Origin of the sequence: Stenotrophomonas sp. NPDC078853, from assembly GCF_044901215.1 — a bacterium.
Taxonomy (GTDB): Bacteria; Pseudomonadota; Gammaproteobacteria; order Xanthomonadales; family Xanthomonadaceae; genus Stenotrophomonas; species Stenotrophomonas lacuserhaii.
Genome location: NZ_JBJDOQ010000010.1, coordinates 18,685 through 35,731 on the forward strand (window position 1 = coordinate 18,685; position 17,047 = coordinate 35,731).

16 protein-coding genes are annotated in these 17,047 nt (G+C 61.2%); 5 read left to right on the forward strand and 11 right to left on the reverse strand.

The window, feature by feature from the left end; all coding sequences use genetic code 11:
• The first annotated feature begins 7 nt into the window (after positions 1-7).
• Positions 8-1,945: a hypothetical protein gene (locus ACI2JH_RS11485; protein WP_404736245.1), complete on the forward strand. Its 1,938-nt coding sequence runs from the start codon at positions 8-10 to the stop codon at positions 1,943-1,945.
• A gap of 19 nt (positions 1,946-1,964) precedes the next feature.
• Here ACI2JH_RS11485 and ACI2JH_RS11490 read toward each other — a convergent pair whose 3' ends face one another.
• The 10 genes from ACI2JH_RS11490 to ACI2JH_RS11535 all read right to left on the reverse strand — a co-directional run bounded on the left by ACI2JH_RS11490 (position 1,965) and on the right by ACI2JH_RS11535 (position 11,867).
• Positions 1,965-3,377 carry a glycosyltransferase family 4 protein gene (locus ACI2JH_RS11490; RefSeq protein ID WP_404736246.1) on the reverse strand — a complete coding sequence of 471 codons (1,413 nt, stop codon included), beginning with the start codon at positions 3,375-3,377 and terminating at the stop codon, positions 1,965-1,967.
• Positions 3,378-3,424: 47 nt separating this feature from the next.
• A complete protein-coding gene (locus ACI2JH_RS11495) occupies positions 3,425-4,147 on the reverse strand; it encodes a glycosyltransferase family 2 protein (RefSeq protein ID WP_404736247.1) in 723 nt (240 codons plus the stop codon).
• A 20-nt stretch (positions 4,148-4,167) separates the two neighbouring features.
• Positions 4,168-5,178, reverse strand: a complete 1,011-nt coding sequence (gene galE, locus ACI2JH_RS11500) for a UDP-glucose 4-epimerase GalE (RefSeq protein ID WP_404736248.1) — start codon at positions 5,176-5,178, stop codon at positions 4,168-4,170.
• Positions 5,179-5,233: 55 nt separating this feature from the next.
• The gene (locus ACI2JH_RS11505) at positions 5,234-6,796 is read right to left on the reverse strand and encodes a hypothetical protein (RefSeq protein ID WP_404736249.1); all 1,563 of its coding nucleotides are present in this window, start codon (positions 6,794-6,796) and stop codon (positions 5,234-5,236) included.
• Entirely contained in the window at positions 6,796-7,926 is a 1,131-nt protein-coding gene (rffA, locus tag ACI2JH_RS11510; protein WP_404736250.1) for a dTDP-4-amino-4,6-dideoxygalactose transaminase, read from the reverse strand. Before rffA ends, ACI2JH_RS11505 begins: the two co-directional genes overlap by 1 nt.
• A 30-nt stretch (positions 7,927-7,956) precedes the next feature.
• Positions 7,957-8,340, reverse strand: coding sequence for an EamA family transporter (locus ACI2JH_RS11515; protein WP_101100177.1), 384 nt, complete (start codon positions 8,338-8,340; stop codon positions 7,957-7,959).
• The gene (locus tag ACI2JH_RS11520) at positions 8,337-9,092 is read right to left on the reverse strand and encodes a GNAT family N-acetyltransferase (protein WP_182656967.1); all 756 of its coding nucleotides are present in this window, start codon (positions 9,090-9,092) and stop codon (positions 8,337-8,339) included. Before ACI2JH_RS11520 ends, ACI2JH_RS11515 begins: the two co-directional genes overlap by 4 nt.
• Positions 9,085-10,005 (reverse strand): glycosyltransferase family 2 protein, encoded by a 921-nt coding sequence (locus ACI2JH_RS11525; RefSeq protein WP_232767772.1) that lies wholly within the window; start codon positions 10,003-10,005, stop codon positions 9,085-9,087. Before ACI2JH_RS11525 ends, ACI2JH_RS11520 begins: the two co-directional genes overlap by 8 nt.
• 177 nt (positions 10,006-10,182) lie before the next feature.
• Positions 10,183-11,121 carry an electron transfer flavoprotein subunit alpha/FixB family protein gene (locus ACI2JH_RS11530; RefSeq protein ID WP_404736251.1) on the reverse strand — a complete coding sequence of 313 codons (939 nt, stop codon included), beginning with the start codon at positions 11,119-11,121 and terminating at the stop codon, positions 10,183-10,185.
• Complete coding sequence (locus ACI2JH_RS11535) at positions 11,121-11,867, reverse strand: electron transfer flavoprotein subunit beta/FixA family protein (protein ID WP_182656970.1); 747 nt, start codon at positions 11,865-11,867, stop codon at positions 11,121-11,123. Before ACI2JH_RS11535 ends, ACI2JH_RS11530 begins: the two co-directional genes overlap by 1 nt.
• 256 nt (positions 11,868-12,123) lie before the next feature.
• Here ACI2JH_RS11535 and rfbB point away from each other — a divergent pair, with 256 nt between their 5' ends.
• From rfbB to rfbD, 4 genes are read left to right on the forward strand one after another with little or no spacing between them, the layout of a single operon-like run.
• Positions 12,124-13,179: a dTDP-glucose 4,6-dehydratase gene (gene rfbB / locus ACI2JH_RS11540; protein ID WP_101100181.1), complete on the forward strand. Its 1,056-nt coding sequence runs from the start codon at positions 12,124-12,126 to the stop codon at positions 13,177-13,179.
• A gap of 22 nt (positions 13,180-13,201) precedes the next feature.
• Positions 13,202-14,089, forward strand: coding sequence for a glucose-1-phosphate thymidylyltransferase RfbA (gene rfbA / locus ACI2JH_RS11545; RefSeq protein WP_182656971.1), 888 nt, complete (start codon positions 13,202-13,204; stop codon positions 14,087-14,089).
• Complete coding sequence (rfbC, locus tag ACI2JH_RS11550) at positions 14,086-14,643, forward strand: dTDP-4-dehydrorhamnose 3,5-epimerase (RefSeq protein WP_182656972.1); 558 nt, start codon at positions 14,086-14,088, stop codon at positions 14,641-14,643. The genes rfbA and rfbC overlap by 4 nt, the downstream gene beginning before the upstream one ends.
• Complete coding sequence (gene rfbD, locus ACI2JH_RS11555; RefSeq protein ID WP_404736252.1) at positions 14,640-15,533, forward strand: dTDP-4-dehydrorhamnose reductase; 894 nt, start codon at positions 14,640-14,642, stop codon at positions 15,531-15,533. Before rfbC ends, rfbD begins: the two co-directional genes overlap by 4 nt.
• A gap of 108 nt (positions 15,534-15,641) precedes the next feature.
• On the opposite strand, the gene ACI2JH_RS11560 is transcribed toward rfbD, so the two are convergent.
• The gene (locus tag ACI2JH_RS11560) at positions 15,642-17,045 is read right to left on the reverse strand and encodes a mannose-1-phosphate guanylyltransferase/mannose-6-phosphate isomerase (RefSeq protein WP_404736253.1); all 1,404 of its coding nucleotides are present in this window, start codon (positions 17,043-17,045) and stop codon (positions 15,642-15,644) included.
• Positions 17,046-17,047 lie beyond the last annotated feature (2 nt).

Genomic DNA, 17,047 nt, shown 5'->3' on the forward strand with positions numbered 1-17,047 from the left:
GTCGACAATGCTCTTCTACGCTGACGCGGAAAGTATCGAAGTTCTGCGATCCGGTCGCCCCAAGGCGGTGCTGCTCGGCAGCGACTTTGGCTATGGCAATTTCGGCGACGTGTTACAGCACGTCGGCGCGGTTTCGCACTTGCAGCAGACGTCGGCGCTGGATCTGGTTTCGATCTTCGCCCTTGAGGCCATCTCCAGATTCGTTGGAGTCGATGCCCTCAGGCGGGTTTACAAGGTCGATGCGTTGATGTTCGTCGCGACCGAGCCCCTGAACGACGAGGATCTGGCGCGCTTGGGGCTTCACCAGGTGCTGGTGGTCAACGCCGTTTCTCTGGTCCATCTGTATGGCGGGGGATTCCTCAACGAGATGTGGGGCGATTTCTCTCTCAGCATTGCCGAGGAACTCCTCCGCCAGCTCCCTGGAACTACTTACGTTATTTCGGGGCAACAGGTCGCTGCCGGCTATTCAAAACGAGTAGCCGAGCATGTCGCGACCTACAGGCCGCGTCTCGTAGGTGTGCGCGACCGCGACTCCCTGCGCAACGTTCAGGAGCAGGGCGTGTCTGCTGAGTTCTCCTTTGACGATGCCGTGGAGCAGTTGCAATCGCTCTCTAGGCTGTATCAGTTTCGCCGGGGGGAGGGGGCTTTCCTTCACCTCAACTCCTCCGGCTACACGGGTAATGACACCGCATTGCTGGAGATGACGCATCATCTCTCACTGGTATCCGCCCGTATGGGCGGCTCGCAGCTGCCTGTCCTGTTCCAGGCGTTCCAGGATGGTCGCGAACAGGTGATCGACTCTTTGGAAACGGTCAAGCGGCTTGAACGGGCATTTCCATTTGCCGGCGTCCAAGCTGCGCTGCTCGTGGAGGCCATTCTGGCTCCGCCGGGAACGCGGGAGCCGCGCGTGCTGGTAGGTCAGTTCGGCTACTCCTGTTCCTACCACGTCACCATGTGGTTGCAGCTCAACGGCATTCCTTGCTGGTTGCGCGGCAGCAACAATTATTATGACCAGAAGCGCCGGTCGTTGGGAGTGGAAAATAGCTTCGAGTCCTTCCTGGAGACACTTCCGCTGGTTGAGCATGGAGCCAATCTGGAAGCGCGAAGCCGGTGGCTCGGCAAGCTTGATGCCGTAGTCGACAGCGCGGATCGCCAGGGAGGAGTGTTGATGTGGGAAGCGATCGCTCCCGGACGGCGCCAATTCCATTTCAAGGGAGAGCCCCGCCTGGAGACGCTGCTGGGTGACAGTTGGCAAACGGTCACCCAGTTGCAGGAGGAAAAGGGTCAGCTACTGGAAAAGCATGCTGCGGATTCAGCCGACAGCCTGCTCAAGGAAGAGCAGCGACAGGAACTGGAGGCCAAGCTTGCACAGATGCATGCGACGCTGAGGGCTGTGGAACAGGGTCGAGATGAGCTCTCGCTTCAGTTGCAGTCTGCCAGCGAACGTTGCGAGACCATGGACGCGGCGCTTCAAGCGGCCAATGCCGCTGCCGCCGACGCCAGCGCCCGCCTGGAACGTCTGTTTGATACATCGCTGCCCGCCGGCGAACGATTTGGCCACTTGGACCAGGTCCGGCGATATGTGCTCGAGCAACAGAGGATGACTGAGGATCGTCTTCTGGCGTGCAACGAGCAGCTCACCGCGGTCGGCTTCGAGGCTCGCCGCTACCGTCTGCAGGCCGAAGCGGAGCATGACGCGAGCGTGTATCACAGGGCAAGAGACGAGGCCAGCACCAAGCTCCTTCAGGAGATCATGGCCAGTCGTTCCTGGCGGTGGGCACGGCCGCTGCGGGTGGCTAACCGCTTCGCAAGAACCCGTCGTTTTGACGCCTCCGGGAACGTCGGGCTTTTCGAAGCGGCGCGTCTGGTAGGGAATCGCCTGCCAATTGCTTCCTCACTCAGGACGCGTATTGGCGGATGGCTTAGACAGCTGCGCAGGAGCTGAGCTACTGCGGCAGCCGCTGTCACATGTCCGCGTAGCCCTCTATCCGACGCATGCCATTGGCAAATGATTGCCAAGTGAACAGGGCGACGCGCTCGTCCTGCTCACGCAAGCGCTGTTGCCGACTATCGCTGTTGGCCTGCAGCCCCTCGAGAGCCTGTACATAGTCCGCAGCGTCGGCATTCGCGGCGAGCAACCACCGCGCAGGCACCAGATCGCGGATTCCACCCACATCTGGCGCCACAATAGGAAGGCCAGCTTGCGCGGCTTCCAGCAGCACGTTTGGCAGACCATCCCAGGCGCTGGTGTAAACGTAAGCTAGATGCTCCGCAGAAACGATGTCACGGAAGCTGTCAAACGGCCCGTGCAACGTGACATTGTTCAAGCGGCGCAGTTCCTTGTGCACCTGATCGTCGGCGGCCAGGGCAGTTCCGTGGACGTCCCAATGCAGGTGCTTCATGCGGGATGCAAGCTGCAGCAGCAACTCCGGTCTTTTCTGGCGTTCGAGACGACTGGCCCACAATACACGGTTGCCTGCTGCATCCGCACGTGCCGCACGTGCCGCGCGTGTCATGTGTGGCGCAGGGAAATGAACGACCTTGAAAAGATCGTGGTTGATTCCCAACATGTTGCTCCAGCTCTCTGGAGAAGCGCTGTTGTCTGTGATCACGGCATCCAGCAGGTGAGACGTAGTGGGGAGATGCCGCTGTGCGAGTCCATCCACCCGGCCGTCGACTGTAAATTCATCGCAATACAGTGAAGCGAAGACGCGCGTCTGTTGCCGTAAAGCCAAACCAAACTGCTCAAGCATTCTCCAGGCTGTATGCGAATTGATGATATGGATGCGGTCCGGCGCAAGTTGTAGCACGAGCCTGGCGAGCACGATTTCCGGCTCCCGCGTTGGCCCACTAAGCGCGGCCATTTCCTCGCCTGCATCGATGAACGCGACATCCCTGGGGAGGCGACCAGCCCAAGGCGAGTCTCCAGGTTCGGTGGCAATGACCAAGGTGCGTTGCCCCAGGTCACCATGGCAAAGGTTTGCGTGATGCAGCGCCCCCAGATCGGCGCCACCGCGCTTGAGCCACGGCACGAACAGGATCGTGTCAAAGCGACGATTTCCCACCTCGTCCAAGATGCGCTGATACGCCGCGCCGGCGTCCACCCAGTGCGTGGGCGCGTAGCGGGCTACCGGAGCTGATTGGAGGAATGCGCCAGGTGACAGCAGCGTGTCCACTTCCACGGCGAGGCCCCGCATATCATCAACCGCCCATGCAGGAAGTGTGCGCATCGGTTTTGCCGGTTCGCGCAGGTTCCTGCGCGCCAGAAGGCGGTCTACTGACAGTGACCCGCCTGCAGACGGGCAGACACGCCTGATCATCGCAAGTATGAGGGAAAGGAGTCGGCGCTGCGTGCTTTCCTGAAGCTTGGACAGCATCAGGCGATCCACTAGATGGTAGATGCGGCGAATGAAGGCTCTGGAAGTCACGGGCGAGGCGCGAACAAGCGAGTTGGTGGGATGAGTGCACGGTTACCCGCATGGGCGTTGTTCAATGACCCCGACTCCTTTTTGCGCACGTAATGAGCGGTCTTTTCCGCTATAAGGTGGGGGTGGCCCAACGCCAGCGTTTGGCAGTTCCAGTGCCAGTCTTCAAAGCCGAATCCGGACTCTCCTGGACGTGCCAGTACGTACGGTGTTTCCAGATAGATGTCCTTGGCACCAAAACTGCATGAATTCCAAGGATTAGTGACCAGCATGCAGTTGGCGTCGAACTCTGCGGCATTGCTGCCGGTCTGCCACCAGATTCCGGTCTCTGCGCCGAATGTCACGATCAATTCGGGGTGCAGGATAACGTGCTCGTCACCCGCCGCGGTGTCCCAGCAACGGGTGATGAAGCCCGCAGATAGGTAATCATCACCATCGCAGATCAGGATCCATGTTCCCCTCGCTGACAGGATTGCAGCATTCCTGGAAAGTCCGAGATCGCCGCAGTGCACCTCTAGCAACTGGTCGATCAGTCCTGTGTCGCGGTGCATAGTAACAATGCGCGACGTCTCACTGTCGGCATTGTCAAGCGTAGCGACTACCTCCACTGCAATGCCTCGCCGCTCCGCAGCAAGTATGCATCGGCGAAGTGACAAAAGACTCTTGTGGGCCAATAGCCCTTCGCGGTGGAAAGTGATGACTGCTGAGATCTGGGGCAGCATTGGTGATGTCTGGATCCAGGTCAGGTGAGGGCCGCGCCGGAGTGGACTTGCCAGCGCCAGGCATCCACGCACATCTGGTTAAGGTCATGCATGGCGCGCCATCCCAGCACTTCTCGCGCGAGTGTCGGATCTGCGAAGCAGCTGGCTGCATCACCGGGCCTGCGATCAACAATGCGCACCGGGACGCTGCGACCACTGGCGCGCTCGAACGCGGCAACCACCTCCAGAACACTGTACCCGTTGCCAGTACCCAGATTCACCGTCATGCTCTGACCATTCCCGACGATGTGATCGAGTGCCAGAACGTGGGCGACAGCCAGGTCCACGACGTGGATGTAGTCCCGAACTCCGGTTCCATCCGGCGTATTGTAGTCATTACCGAATACCTGAAGATACTCGCGTTGTCCGCTGGCAACTTGGGAGACATAAGGCATCAGGTTGTTGGGCGTGCCATTGGGCGATTCGCCGATCAATCCAGATGGGTGTGCTCCCACTGGATTGAAGTAGCGAAGTGAGGCCACGTGGAAGTGCGGGTCTGCAGCGACTTTGTCAGACAGCAACTGCTCGCAGACAAGTTTGGTGCGTCCGTAGGGATTGGTGGTGCGGGTCGGGGCGGACTCGGAAATGGGGCAGTGGTCAGGATCGCCGTATACCGTCGCCGACGAGCTGAAAACGAAATGGCGTACGCCAACCTCCTCCATGGCCTGCAGGAGGGTGATCGTTCCGGAAATATTATTGTCGAAATAATCGAGCGGGCGTCGCCACGACTCACCAACGGACTTCAGCGCCGCGAAGTGAATGACTGCATCAATCGAGTGCGACCTCAGGACCGTCTTCATCGCCTCGCCATCGCGGACATCGCAACGCGTGAACGCGACTTTCTTCCCTGAGATGGATTGAATGGCGTCAAGCACGTCAACCTGGCTATTGCTTAGGTTATCGCTGATCACGACATCGTGGCCGCTTGCCAGTAGTTCAATACAGGTATGTGAGCCGATGAAGCCGGATCCTCCGGTTACCAGAACTTTCATATGTAGACGTGGGCCTGAGATAGTGGGAAGGCAGGTGCAGTGGTGACCAGGTTCCTCATTGCATGCATACGACAACCTCACCATTTTCCAGATGGAGTGAGGCAGGGTCAGGATACCTCGGCGATGTCGAGCAAAACTCACTGAATTCAGGTGCCAGACGAACCGTTTGATCACTGCCAGTGGCTTCGTCAAACAGCGGATCGAGTGCCCAAGCAACGCTCAATGCGGAAATATTGAGATCGCCTTGGGCGATTTCACGCGCCACGTCGTGTCCCCAGTCAGAATCAACAAGCGCGAGCTTGGATGCCTGCCCGGAGAATTTCCCCGCAGCCATCTGGGTAATGTCACGGGCCTGCATCTGGTCCCAGCGGTTGAGGCGTTGCTGGTTGGAAAGAATCTGAGTGCTGTGCGCCGAGAAAATTCCAGCGCTGGCAACGAGCAGCACGCCTGCCAGTGTAGCCAAACGGCCACCACGTGCCGCAAGCAGTGCAATGGCGGCCGCCAAGGCGAAGGGAACAGCTATCAGTGTACGTGGCACCGGCCACCAGATCGTCGACGCCGCCGTCGGTATGAGTGCAGCGGCTGTAGCCGCCAAGAACGTTACAAGCGAAAGCCATCCCGCTCGCCGGTACCCGCGCAAAGAGGACGCAAGCAAGACAAAGAACCCTGCCAGTGCAAGGATTTTTGCTGGCCAGCCGGCGACGGTCTCCGAATCGGCCCATATAACCTGCACAAGGCCCATCAGTGCTTCGCTGCGTTGGCCAAGCATATCCGCCCCGATAAGCTCCGCGCGTTGGGTGGGCTCAAGGCCGAACATGAGCATGGTCATCTTCGCCACAATCGTACTGGTGGCGATGAGTACTGCACCGATCAACATGGCCCTGATGATCGGCTCAAGCCAGGCCCAACTGCCAGCAGATTTTCCCATGTAGGTGGGGGTGATGCCCATCTGCAGTCGCTGCATGTGCACGCACAACACAGCGATAGACATGTATGAAACGGCCAACTGATTGAATCCCATCGCCAGTGTCATGGCGAAAAGACTCGCCAGCACGTTGAATACCCTGGCTTCCTCCTGCTCCAATGCGAGGCGATACAGCCGGAGCGCAGCCCACAGGCTCAGGAACATCGCCGACATCGGCAATGCTGCCTGACGAAACGATACGTACTCTGCGTAGTAAGGATGGGAGCCCAGGAGGGCGCCGATGCCGACCGCAAGGATGGGGGAAGATCGCTTGGGGAGATCCAGTGCGTCCTTGAAGAACAGTCCGCTGAAAAAGGCGGTCGCAGCCAGCCCTATCGTCGAAAAGCTGGCCATGGTCAGGTTGCTGGCATGCAGCACGACGTCCATCAGCGCACTGCCATAGCGTCCCTGTGACAAGAAGAAATCGACCAGACTTTCGCCGGCGCCCCTGCGGATGATGCCGTAGTCATCAAGGCCATAGCCTGGAGTGAACCCGATCATCTTCGACGCAAGGAAAAAGCCGGCGTAGGACACCAGAAGCAACAGGCCTGCGTCGACACGATGTCCCCAGGACAACTGCGGTGTGGATGCGTCTCTGCTTCCGGTCGGATCCGGATCCGCATTTGACGTTGGCAAGTCAGCTGTCATCTTCATCAGCCCTCACGGATCGACGCCTCGGCGGCGTCCAGGACCTCATCCATCAGCGACTCCAAGCCGAGCCAGAGCGGGAGGCGAACCAGCCGGTTGCTGATGTCGTTGGTGACGTCCAGCGTGCCGGAAGCCCGCCCCAACTGCTCTCCAGCAGGCGAAGAATGCAGGGGGATGTAGTGGAAGACAGTCTGAACGGCGCGAGCCTTCATGCTGGCAATGAAGCGGGCACGGGCTTCCAGGCTGGGTAGCAGCAGGTAATACATGTGTGCATTGTGCTCACATGCCTCCGGTATCACCGGGCGCCGCAAGGTGCCGTCGGCTTCGTGAGGCGCTGCCCACGCATGGTAGCGATCCCAGATTGCAAGGCGCCTGGCAGTGATCTCTTCGGCATCATCCAGCTGAGCACTCAGAAATGCCGCGATGATTTCACCTGGGAGGTAGGACGAGCCCACATCGACCCACGTGTACTTGTCCACTTGCCCACGGAAGAATCTACTGCGGTTGGTGCCTTTTTCGCGGATGATTTCCGCGCGCTCTCCATAAAGGGCATCTCGGCACAGCAGCGCGCCACCTTCCCCGGAGATGACGTTCTTTGTTTCGTGGAAGCTGAAAGCACCAAGATCACCAATCGTGCCAAGCGCTCGCCCCTTGTAAGTTGACATGATGCCTTGTGCGGCATCTTCGACAACGGCCAGTCCGCGCCGCTGCGCAATATCAACGATCATGTCCATCTCGCAAGCCACACCAGCGTAATGGACAACACAGATAGCCCGAGTGCGCGGCGTGATTGCCGCTTCGATCAGTGACTCGTCGATGTTCAACGTGTCGGATCGCACATCGACAAAGACAGGAACTGCGCCTCGAAGTGCGAATGCATTTGCAGTAGATACGAAAGTGAACGAAGGCATGATCACCTCGTCGCCCGGTTTAAGATCCAGAAGCAGAGCGGCCATTTCGAGCGCCGCGGTGCAGGAATGCGTAAGCAAGGCTGTAGATGCTCCGGTGCGCTGTCGCAACCAGGCGTGGCACTGCTTGGTAAACGGCCCATCCCCAGACAGATGGCCATTGGCATGAGCCTGGCTGATCAAGGGGAGTTCCTTTCCAGTCATGAACGGGCGATTGAACGGAATCATGAGGTCTCTTTGCGATGCGATTAAGTAAAATCAGCCTTGGCTGATTATGACCAGTCCGACAATAACGGTCACCAGTCCGATCGCCTTGGATGGAGTGAATGCTTCGCCGAACAGGGGTACTGCCGCAATACATACGATTACGAAGTTGAGCGCCATGAACGGATATGCCCGGCTGAGCTCCAGACGCGACACCGCCAACATCCAGCAGAGCGATGCGGCGAAAGCAGCAAAAAAGGCCGATACGACCCAAGGCTGGAGAAGAAGCTGCACCACCGTTGGCAGTTTGCCCAACCACCCTGCCGTGGTTGCCTGATACGAAGTCGCCTGCCATTTGATGACGAGCTGGCCATAGCTGGTCAGGATGATTGTTGCGGCAACCATCGACCAGGGAAAAAGTGTCGGGGAAAAGTTCATGATGTGCTCCGCTGCGCGGCGATGCGCCGATCAATGTGGAAGGTGTCGTATGCACTTTCCAGCAGTAATCCTGCACGGGACCATTGCCGCTGCACGGTGTAGTTCCAGATCTGCGTGGAAATGCTCAACCGGCCCAGTCCGGTTTCTGCATAGTGGTGCAGCAGGTGACGCAGCAGCGTTCCGTAATGGCCTCTTCTTTCGAAAGAAGGATGGACTGCGTTCAGTACGATCTCCACCCCGCGATCCTTGATGTCGCATGTGGCAAAACCAGCCGCAACGCCGTCGTCAAATACCAGCCACGTATCGCTGCTGGGGTCGGAGGGATCGGCTCGGCTTTGCGCCCACTCGACGTACCCATCAAGAACCTGCGCCGCAGGCAGTAACGGGTTGGCAGCATAATGCGCGCGGTAATTTTTGAACGCCGTGGAAGCGATGCTGCGGATCGCTTCGAGATCGGTGACCTCCGCAAGCCGTACGTTGGCTGCTGCCTTGGCGCTCGGCGCAGGCAAGCCCACGTCATAGTAGACCAGCGTATCGGCATGGATAAGGGCTTCGCCACGCTGGACAAGCGCGTTGGGGATTGCGCAATCGCCTGCGGGGAAACGGGCGATGATCAACTCAGCCGTAGAGGCTTGGATCGCGCTGATCGCGCTTGCCACCTGAACGTGGCGGCCCAGGCTGGCGCGCTCCACGCGAATGGAGAAGCGGTTTGAATCTAGGGGAGAGTAGCTGAGCAGCGGCGATTCATTCATTCTCGTCGTTCCATGAGTCGCGCCAGATGATGTATTGCGGTCGTCTCTTGCTTTCGTTGTGCACACGTCCAACATACAGGCCCACTACGCCAATGCTGGCCATCAGGAAGCTGCCCACTAGCCATACCGAAGCGAGAATGCTGGTGAAGCCTGCTACGCGAATGTCGCCCACGAGGTAGCGGTAGACAGCAAACGCAGCGACGCACAGGCCGACACCGGCCAGTGCGAACGCTGCGGACATGACCAGTCGCAACGGCTTGTCGGAGAAAGACAAGGCGATCCGCGTGGCCATTTGCAGCAGCTTGCGCAATGTGTAGCTACTTCTGCCCTCCGTGCGTCTTCCGTGCTCCACGGAAATGCGCGCGGTTCTGAAGCCGGTCCACCGGGCAAGAAGAGGCAAAAATCGGTCCGTTTCCGGCATCGCGTTCATTGCATCGATGACCTTGCGGCTGTAAGCGCCAAAATTGGCAGTACTAGGGTCGTAGCTTGTGTCAGTCAGCCAGCCAAGGGTGCGGTAGAACGCGCGGGATCCGGTGCGCTTCAACCAAGTGTCACGTCGCTCGGTACGCTGCCCGAGGACAATTTCCACATCGTCGGTAAGTGCTTCTAGGAGCGCCGGAATTTCTTCAGGCACATCCTGCAGGTCGCAGTCCATGACAATGACGGCCGCGCCGCGCGTTTGCGCTATCCCGGCGCTGATCGCCGCATGTTGGCCGAAGTTTCGGGATAGTTTAAGGCCGCGCACTGCAGGGTGAAGCGCGGAGAGTTCGCTGATTCTGCTCCAAGCCTGATCTGGGCTGTCATCGTCCACAAAAATGAGCTCGACGGTCCGGCCCATTCCGCTAACGGCGGCCAATATGCGCTCGGTCAACTCTTCAAGACAGCCCGCGCATCCATAGACAGGAACGACCACAGACACCTCCAGGCCAATCGGAAGACCCCGTGTGCCAGTCCGATCCGTAGTGTTCAATGACAGGGATGTTGAAGAGTTTGGAGACACGCGGGTGAAGAATCCAATAGTTGGAACGGGAAGAGCGTCGGCCGCACAGGGCGGCCGACGTTGCGGAGCCTACTATTCCACAAATGAGCCCTACAGAGCTTTCTCCAACTCTGGCAAAATCGTGAACAGGTCACCCGCCAGTCCAATGTCTGCAATTTCGAAGATCGGCGAATCCGGATCCTTGTTGATCGCAACGATGGTCCCCGCATCCTTGATGCCGGTCAGGTGCTGGATCGCACCGCTGATGCCGATCGCCACGTACAGCTCCGGCGCGATGATCTTGCCAGTCTGGCCGACCTGCAGCTCATTGGGCACGTAGCCGGCATCCACTGCGGCGCGCGAGGCACCGACGGCGGCACCCAGCTTGTCCGCCAGCTGGTAGATCACCTTGAAGTTCTCTTCCGAACCGACGCCGCGGCCACCGGAGACCACGCGCTTGGCACTCTGCAGGTCAGGGCGGTCGCTGCTGGCCGCAGCCAGGCCGACGAAGCGGGTGTGGGTCGGAAGGCTGGCCTCCACGTTCAGTGCTTCCACGCTGGCGCTGCCGCTCTGGGCGGCCTCCGGCCACGAAGCACTGCGCACGGTGGCAACCACGGTCTGGTCGGCCGGGGCCTCGACGGTGATGATCGCGTTGCCGGCGTAGATCGGGCGCTTGAAGGTATGGCTGCCTTCCACGGTCATCAGGTCGGACACCTGGGCGACGCCCAGCAGGGCGGCCACGCAGGGCATCAGGTCCTTGCCGAAGGTGGTGGACGGGCCGAACACGTGGCTGTAACCGGCGGCGGCCTTGGCGATCTGCGGCGCCAGCACCTGCGCGATCGGGTTCGCGTTGGCGGCGTTGGCCACGGTCAGCACCTTGCTGACGCCGCTGATCTTTGCCGCCTCAGCCGCGACCGCGGCCGGATCGGCAGCCAGCACCAGCACGTGCACTTCGGCGCCGCTGATAGCGGATGCCGCGCTGACGGTCTTGGCGGTGGCGGCGTTGAGCTTGCCGTCGTGGTGCTCGGCGATGACGAGAATCGTGCTCATTACAGCAACCCCTTCTGTTTGAGTGCGGCCACCAGCTCGGCGGCATCCTTGACCATCACGCCCTTGCTGCGCTTGCCCGGTGCGGCATAGGTGGTGGTCTTCAGGGTATCCACGGCGTCAACGCCGAGGTCGGCCAGCTGCAGGGTTTCCAGCGGCTTGGCCTTGGCCTTCATGATGTCGGGCAGCTTGATGAAGCGCGGCTCATTCAGGCGCAGGTCGGTGGTGACCACGGCAGGCAGGTCCACTTCCAGCGTTTCCAGGCCGGCATCGACTTCACGGGTCACCGTGGCCTTGCCATCGGAAATTTCCAGCTTGCTGGCGAAGGTCGCCTGCGGGCGGCCCCAGATCGTGGCCAGCATCTGGCCGGTCTGGCTGGCGTCGTCATCGATGGCCTGCTTGCCCAGGATGACAAGCTCCGGCTGTTCTTTTTCGATCAGCTTGAGCAGGGCACGCGCGGCAGTGAGCGGCTGGATGGCCTGGTCGGTCACGATGTGGATGGCGCGGTTGGCACCCATGGCCAAGCCGTTGCGCAGGTGCGCCTGGGCGTCGGCCGGGGCAATGGTGGCGACGATGACTTCGCTGGCGATGCCCTTGTCGCGCAGGCGAAGGGCTTCTTCCAATGCGATTTCATCGAAGGGATTCGGGGACAGCTTGACGCCGTCGGTCACCACGCCGGAACCATCCGGCTTGACCTGAATGCGGACGTTGTAGTCCACCACGCGCTTGTATGCGACGAGGATTTTCATCTGGTACGGGTCCTTCACTATCGGGAGTCGTCCGGTCCTGACAGCAGCAACCGGTTCGGGGGTGGGATCCGATTCTAACTGGCGATTGGCGGCCATGCGAATGCGTATGGTGAGGTAGATGATGGTGCAGCGCGGCATGGCGCAGTCCATATCATCCCCAAAGAGGCCTTCCATGGAGCCCCGTTGTATCCTTTGCGACTGAATCGCCCGCGCCTTGGAGGCCTGGACATTCATCCCATTACAGGAGAAACAGGTAGTGCCCACTTGGCTTGTCACCGGCGGCGCCGGATTCATTGGCGGTAATTTCGTCCTCGAAGCAGCAGCCCGCGGCGTCAAGGTCATCAATCTTGATGCCCTGACCTATGCCGGCAACCTGAAGACCCTGAGCAGCCTGGAAGGCAATCCCGACCATGTCTTCGTGGAAGGTGATATCGGTGACAGTGCGCTGGTATCGCGCTTGCTGGCCGAACACCAGCCCGATGCAGTGCTGAACTTTGCCGCCGAAAGCCACGTCGATCGCTCCATCGACGGCCCGGGCGCCTTCATCCAGACCAACGTGGTCGGCACGCTCGGCCTGCTGGAAGCGGTGCGCGACTACTGGAAGGCGCTGCCGGCCGACAAGGGCGTGGCGTTCCGCTTCCTGCATGTGTCCACCGATGAGGTCTACGGCACGCTGGGCGAGACCGGCAAGTTCAGCGAGACCACGCCGTACGCGCCCAACTCGCCGTACTCGGCCTCCAAGGCGGCCTCGGACCATCTGGTGCGCGCGTTCCACCACACCTACGGGCTGCCGGTGCTGACCACCAATTGTTCCAACAACTACGGTCCGTACCACTTCCCGGAGAAGCTGATCCCGCTGGTGATCGCCAAGGCGCTGGCCGGCGAGCCGCTGCCGGTCTACGGCGACGGCAAGCAGGTACGCGACTGGCTGTTCGTGTCCGACCACTGCGAAGCGATCCGCACCGTGCTGGCCAAGGGCCGCGTCGGGGAAACCTACAACGTGGGCGGTAATTCCGAAAAGCAGAACATCGAAGTCGTGCAGGCGATCTGCGCGCTGCTGGATGCACGTCGCCCGCGCGAAGACGGCCAGCCGCGCAGCAGCCAGATCACCTACGTCACCGATCGCCCGGGCCACGACCGCCGCTATGCAATCGACGCCTCCAAGCTGAAGGACGAACTGGGCTGGGAGCCGGCTTACACGTTCGAGCAGGGCATCGGCTTCACCGTCGACTGGTACCTTGACAACCAGGAATGGGTGAACGGCGTGCTCGATGGCAGCTACCGTCTGCAGCGCATCGGCACCACCGCCTGAGCCCACAAAGGACCACATATCCATGACGCAGCGTAAAGGCATCATCCTTGCCGGGGGCTCAGGCACCCGGCTGTATCCGATCACCAAGGGCGTCAGCAAGCAGCTGCTGCCGGTGTACGACAAGCCGATGATCTATTACCCGCTCAGCGTGCTGATGCTGGCGGGCATTCGTGAAGTGCTGATCATCAACACCCCGCACGAGCAGGCGCTGTTCCAGCAGCTGTTGGGCGACGGTTCGCAGTGGGGCATGGACATCCAGTACGCCGCCCAGCCGAGCCCGGATGGCCTGGCCCAGGCGTATCTCATCGGCCGCGAGTTCCTGGATGGCAAGCCCAGCTGCCTGGTGCTCGGTGACAACGTGTTCCACGGACATGGCCTGACCGAGGTGCTGAAGCGCGCTGATGCGCGCGCCGATGGCGCCACCGTGTTCGGCTACTGGGTCAACGACCCGGAGCGTTACGGGGTTGCCGAATTCGACAAGGACGGCAAGGTGATCGGGCTGGTAGAAAAGCCTGCACAACCGCGCTCGAACTACGCTGTGACCGGCCTGTATTTCTACGACGGCAAGGCCAGCGAGTACGCTGCTGAATTGAAGCCCTCGCCGCGCGGTGAGCTCGAAATCACCGACCTCAACCAGCGTTATCTGGACGAGGGTGCACTGCACCTGGAGCCGCTGGGTCGCGGTTACGCGTGGCTGGACACCGGCACGCACCAGTCGCTGCTGGAGGCTTCGAACTTCATTGAAACCATCCAGACCCGCCAGGGCCTGCAGGTCTGCTGTCCTGAAGAGATCGCACTGGGCAACGGCTGGATTGACGTGGCCCAGCTTGAGTCCTTGGCCGCACCGCTCATCAAGAATGCCTACGGCCAGTATCTCCATGCTTTGGCCCAGCGGGGCTCGGTTCCGTGAAAATCGTCCCAACTCAGCTTCCAGGATGTGTCGTACTGGAGCCTCGGGTATTTGGAGACGCCCGCGGCTTTTTCTTCGAAGGTTGGAACAAGGAGCGTTTCGAGGCAGAAGGTTTGCGGATGGATTTTGTCCAGAGCAACGTCTCGTCGTCCTCACGCGGCGTGCTGCGTGGCCTTCATTACCAGTGGCCTCGGCCGCAAGGAAAGCTGGTCAGCGTTCTGGAGGGTGAGGTCTACGATGTAGCCGTGGATATCCGTCAAGGCTCTCCCACGTTCGGAAAACACGCGTCAGTGATTCTCAGCGCTGAAAATCGGCGGCAGTTCTGGATCCCGGAGGGCTTCGCTCACGGATTCGCGGTGTTGTCCGAGCGCGCTCTGTTCCACTACATGTGCACCGACGTTTACGTGGCGGAGGCGGATTCGGGACTTCGCTGGAACGATGCCGACGTGGCGGTGGACTGGCCGATCTCCAACCCGACGTTGTCGGCGAAGGATGAGGCTGCCCCGTTCCTGAAGGACATCGCCGAAGATCGCCTGCCGGTGTTCGTCGCATGACGGTCCTGGTGTTCGGCGGCAACGGCCAGGTCGGCCAGGAGCTGCTGCGTGCGCTGGCGCCGCTGGGCCAGGTGGTGGCCACCACGCGCAGCGGCGTGCTGCCGGATGGCAGCGCCTGCGAGGTCGCGGACTTCAACCAGCCGGATTCGCTGCATGCGCTGTTGGATCGCGTGCGACCCGACATAGTGGTCAATGCCGCTGCCTATACGGCGGTGGACAAGGCGGAACAGGACGTGGAGGATGCCTTCCGTGCCAACGCCGAGTCGCCTGGCATCATCGCACGCTGGTGCGCGGCTGCGGGCGTGCCGTTCGTGCATTACTCCACCGACTACGTGTTCGATGGTGAAGGCACCGCACCGTACCGCGAAGACCAGCCGACCGCTCCGCTGGGGGTGTATGGCACCAGCAAGCGCGACGGCGAAGATGCGGTGCGTGCTGCCGGCGGGCGCCACCTGATCTTCCGCACGGCGTGGGTGTATGCCTCGCACGGCGCCAATTTCCTGCGCACGATGCTGCGCGTAGGGGCCGAGCGGGATGCGCTGCGGGTGGTGGCTGACCAGGTCGGTACGCCGACGCCCGCAGCGCTGATTGCAGATGTCACCGCAGAGGCCCTGCAGCATACCGGAGGGCTGTCCGGCACGTGGCACCTGACTGCTTCCGGGCAGACCAGCTGGCATGGTTTCGCTGAGGCGATCTTCGCTGAAGCCCTCGCGCGGGGTGTTCTGGCCAAGGTGCCGAGCGTGGAAGCGATTGCCAGCGCGGAATACCCGACGCCGGCCAAGCGGCCGTCCTGGTCGGTGCTGGACAACAATAAGCTGCAGCAGGATTTCGGCATCGCGCTGCCTGCCTGGCAGGACGGGTTGAAGCGGGTGATCGGCGAGATTGCCTGATAGGGCGCCGACGGTGTTCGTGCCCCGTCTGGAGTGAAGCCCCCTTGTTGTTCAAGGGGGCGCGCTGAAGGCGCGGGGATAAGGCGGGATGCGTGGACTTACGGTCGGCTACTGCCGACCGTAAGTATCTTCAAAGCGCACGATGTCGTCTTCGCCAAGGTAGCTGCCGGACTGCACCTCGATCAGCTCCAAGGGAAGGCGTCCCGGATTACGCAGGCGGTGGGTGACGCCGAGCGGGATGTACGTGCTCTGGTTTTCGCTGAGCAGCAGCACTTCCGCACCGCGGGTGACCTCGGCCGTGCCGCTCACCACGATCCAGTGTTCGGCGCGGTGATGGTGCATCTGCAGGCTCAGCGTGCCACCGGGCTTGACCGTGATGCGCTTGACCTGGAAACGTGCGCCGTTGTCGATGGAATCGTAGGCGCCCCACGGGCGGTACACCTTGCGGTGCCAGGTGGCTTCGCTACGCCCTTCGGCCTTCAACTGCGCAACCACGGCCTTGACCTCCTGCATGCGGTCGCCCTTGCCGACCAGCACCGCATCGTCGGTTTCCACGACGATCACATCATCCAGCCCGACCATCGCCACCAGGCGCTGGCCGTAGGCATAGGTGTTGCGGCAGTCGATCGCGATCACATCGCCCTGGTGCGCGTTGCCATCGCCATCCTGCTGCGATACGTCGCGTAGCGCGGTCCACGATCCGACGTCGTTCCAGCCGGCATCCAGCGGCACCACCACCGCATCGGCAGTCTTCTCCATCACCGCGTAATCGATGGAATCAGAAGGAACGGCAGTGAATGCGTCCTTGTCCAGGCGGGTGAAGTCGGCATCACGGCGGGCCTTGCTCCAGGCGTCGCGGCTGCCCGCCAGCATGGCCGGCTGGAAGTGTTCCAGTTCCTGCAGGTAACGCGATGCCTTGAACAGGAACATGCCGCTGTTCCAGTAGTACTGGCCGCTGGCAACGTAATCGGTTGCCGTGGCGAGGTCCGGCTTTTCGACGAACCGCTCGACCGCGCGGGCGCCTTCGCCGGCGGCCGCCTTGATGTAGCCGTAGCCGGTTTCCGGGCCGGTAGGCACGATGCCGAAGGTCACCAGCTTGCCGGCTTCGGCAGCGCCCGCTGCCTGCTCTACCGCGCGCAGGAAGGCGGCGTCGTCGCTGATCACATGGTCCGAGGGCAGCACCAGCAGCAACGAATCCGCGCCATCGCGGGTGGCCTCCAGCGCGGCAACCGCGATGGCCGGCGCGGTATTGCGGCCGACCGGTTCCAGGATGATCGCGGCGGGCTCTGCACCCACCTGCTGCAGCTGCTCTGCGGCGACGAAGCGATGCTCCTCGTTGGCGATGACCAACGGCCCGCGCGCGGCGATGGCTTGGACGCGCTTCCAGGTGGCCTGCAGCATGGTCAGCTCGCTGGCCAGTGGCAGGAACTGCTTCGGATACGCCTCGCGCGACAAGGGCCACAGGCGCGTGCCGGAACCACCGGACAGGATGACGGGCTGGATGCTGTTCATGG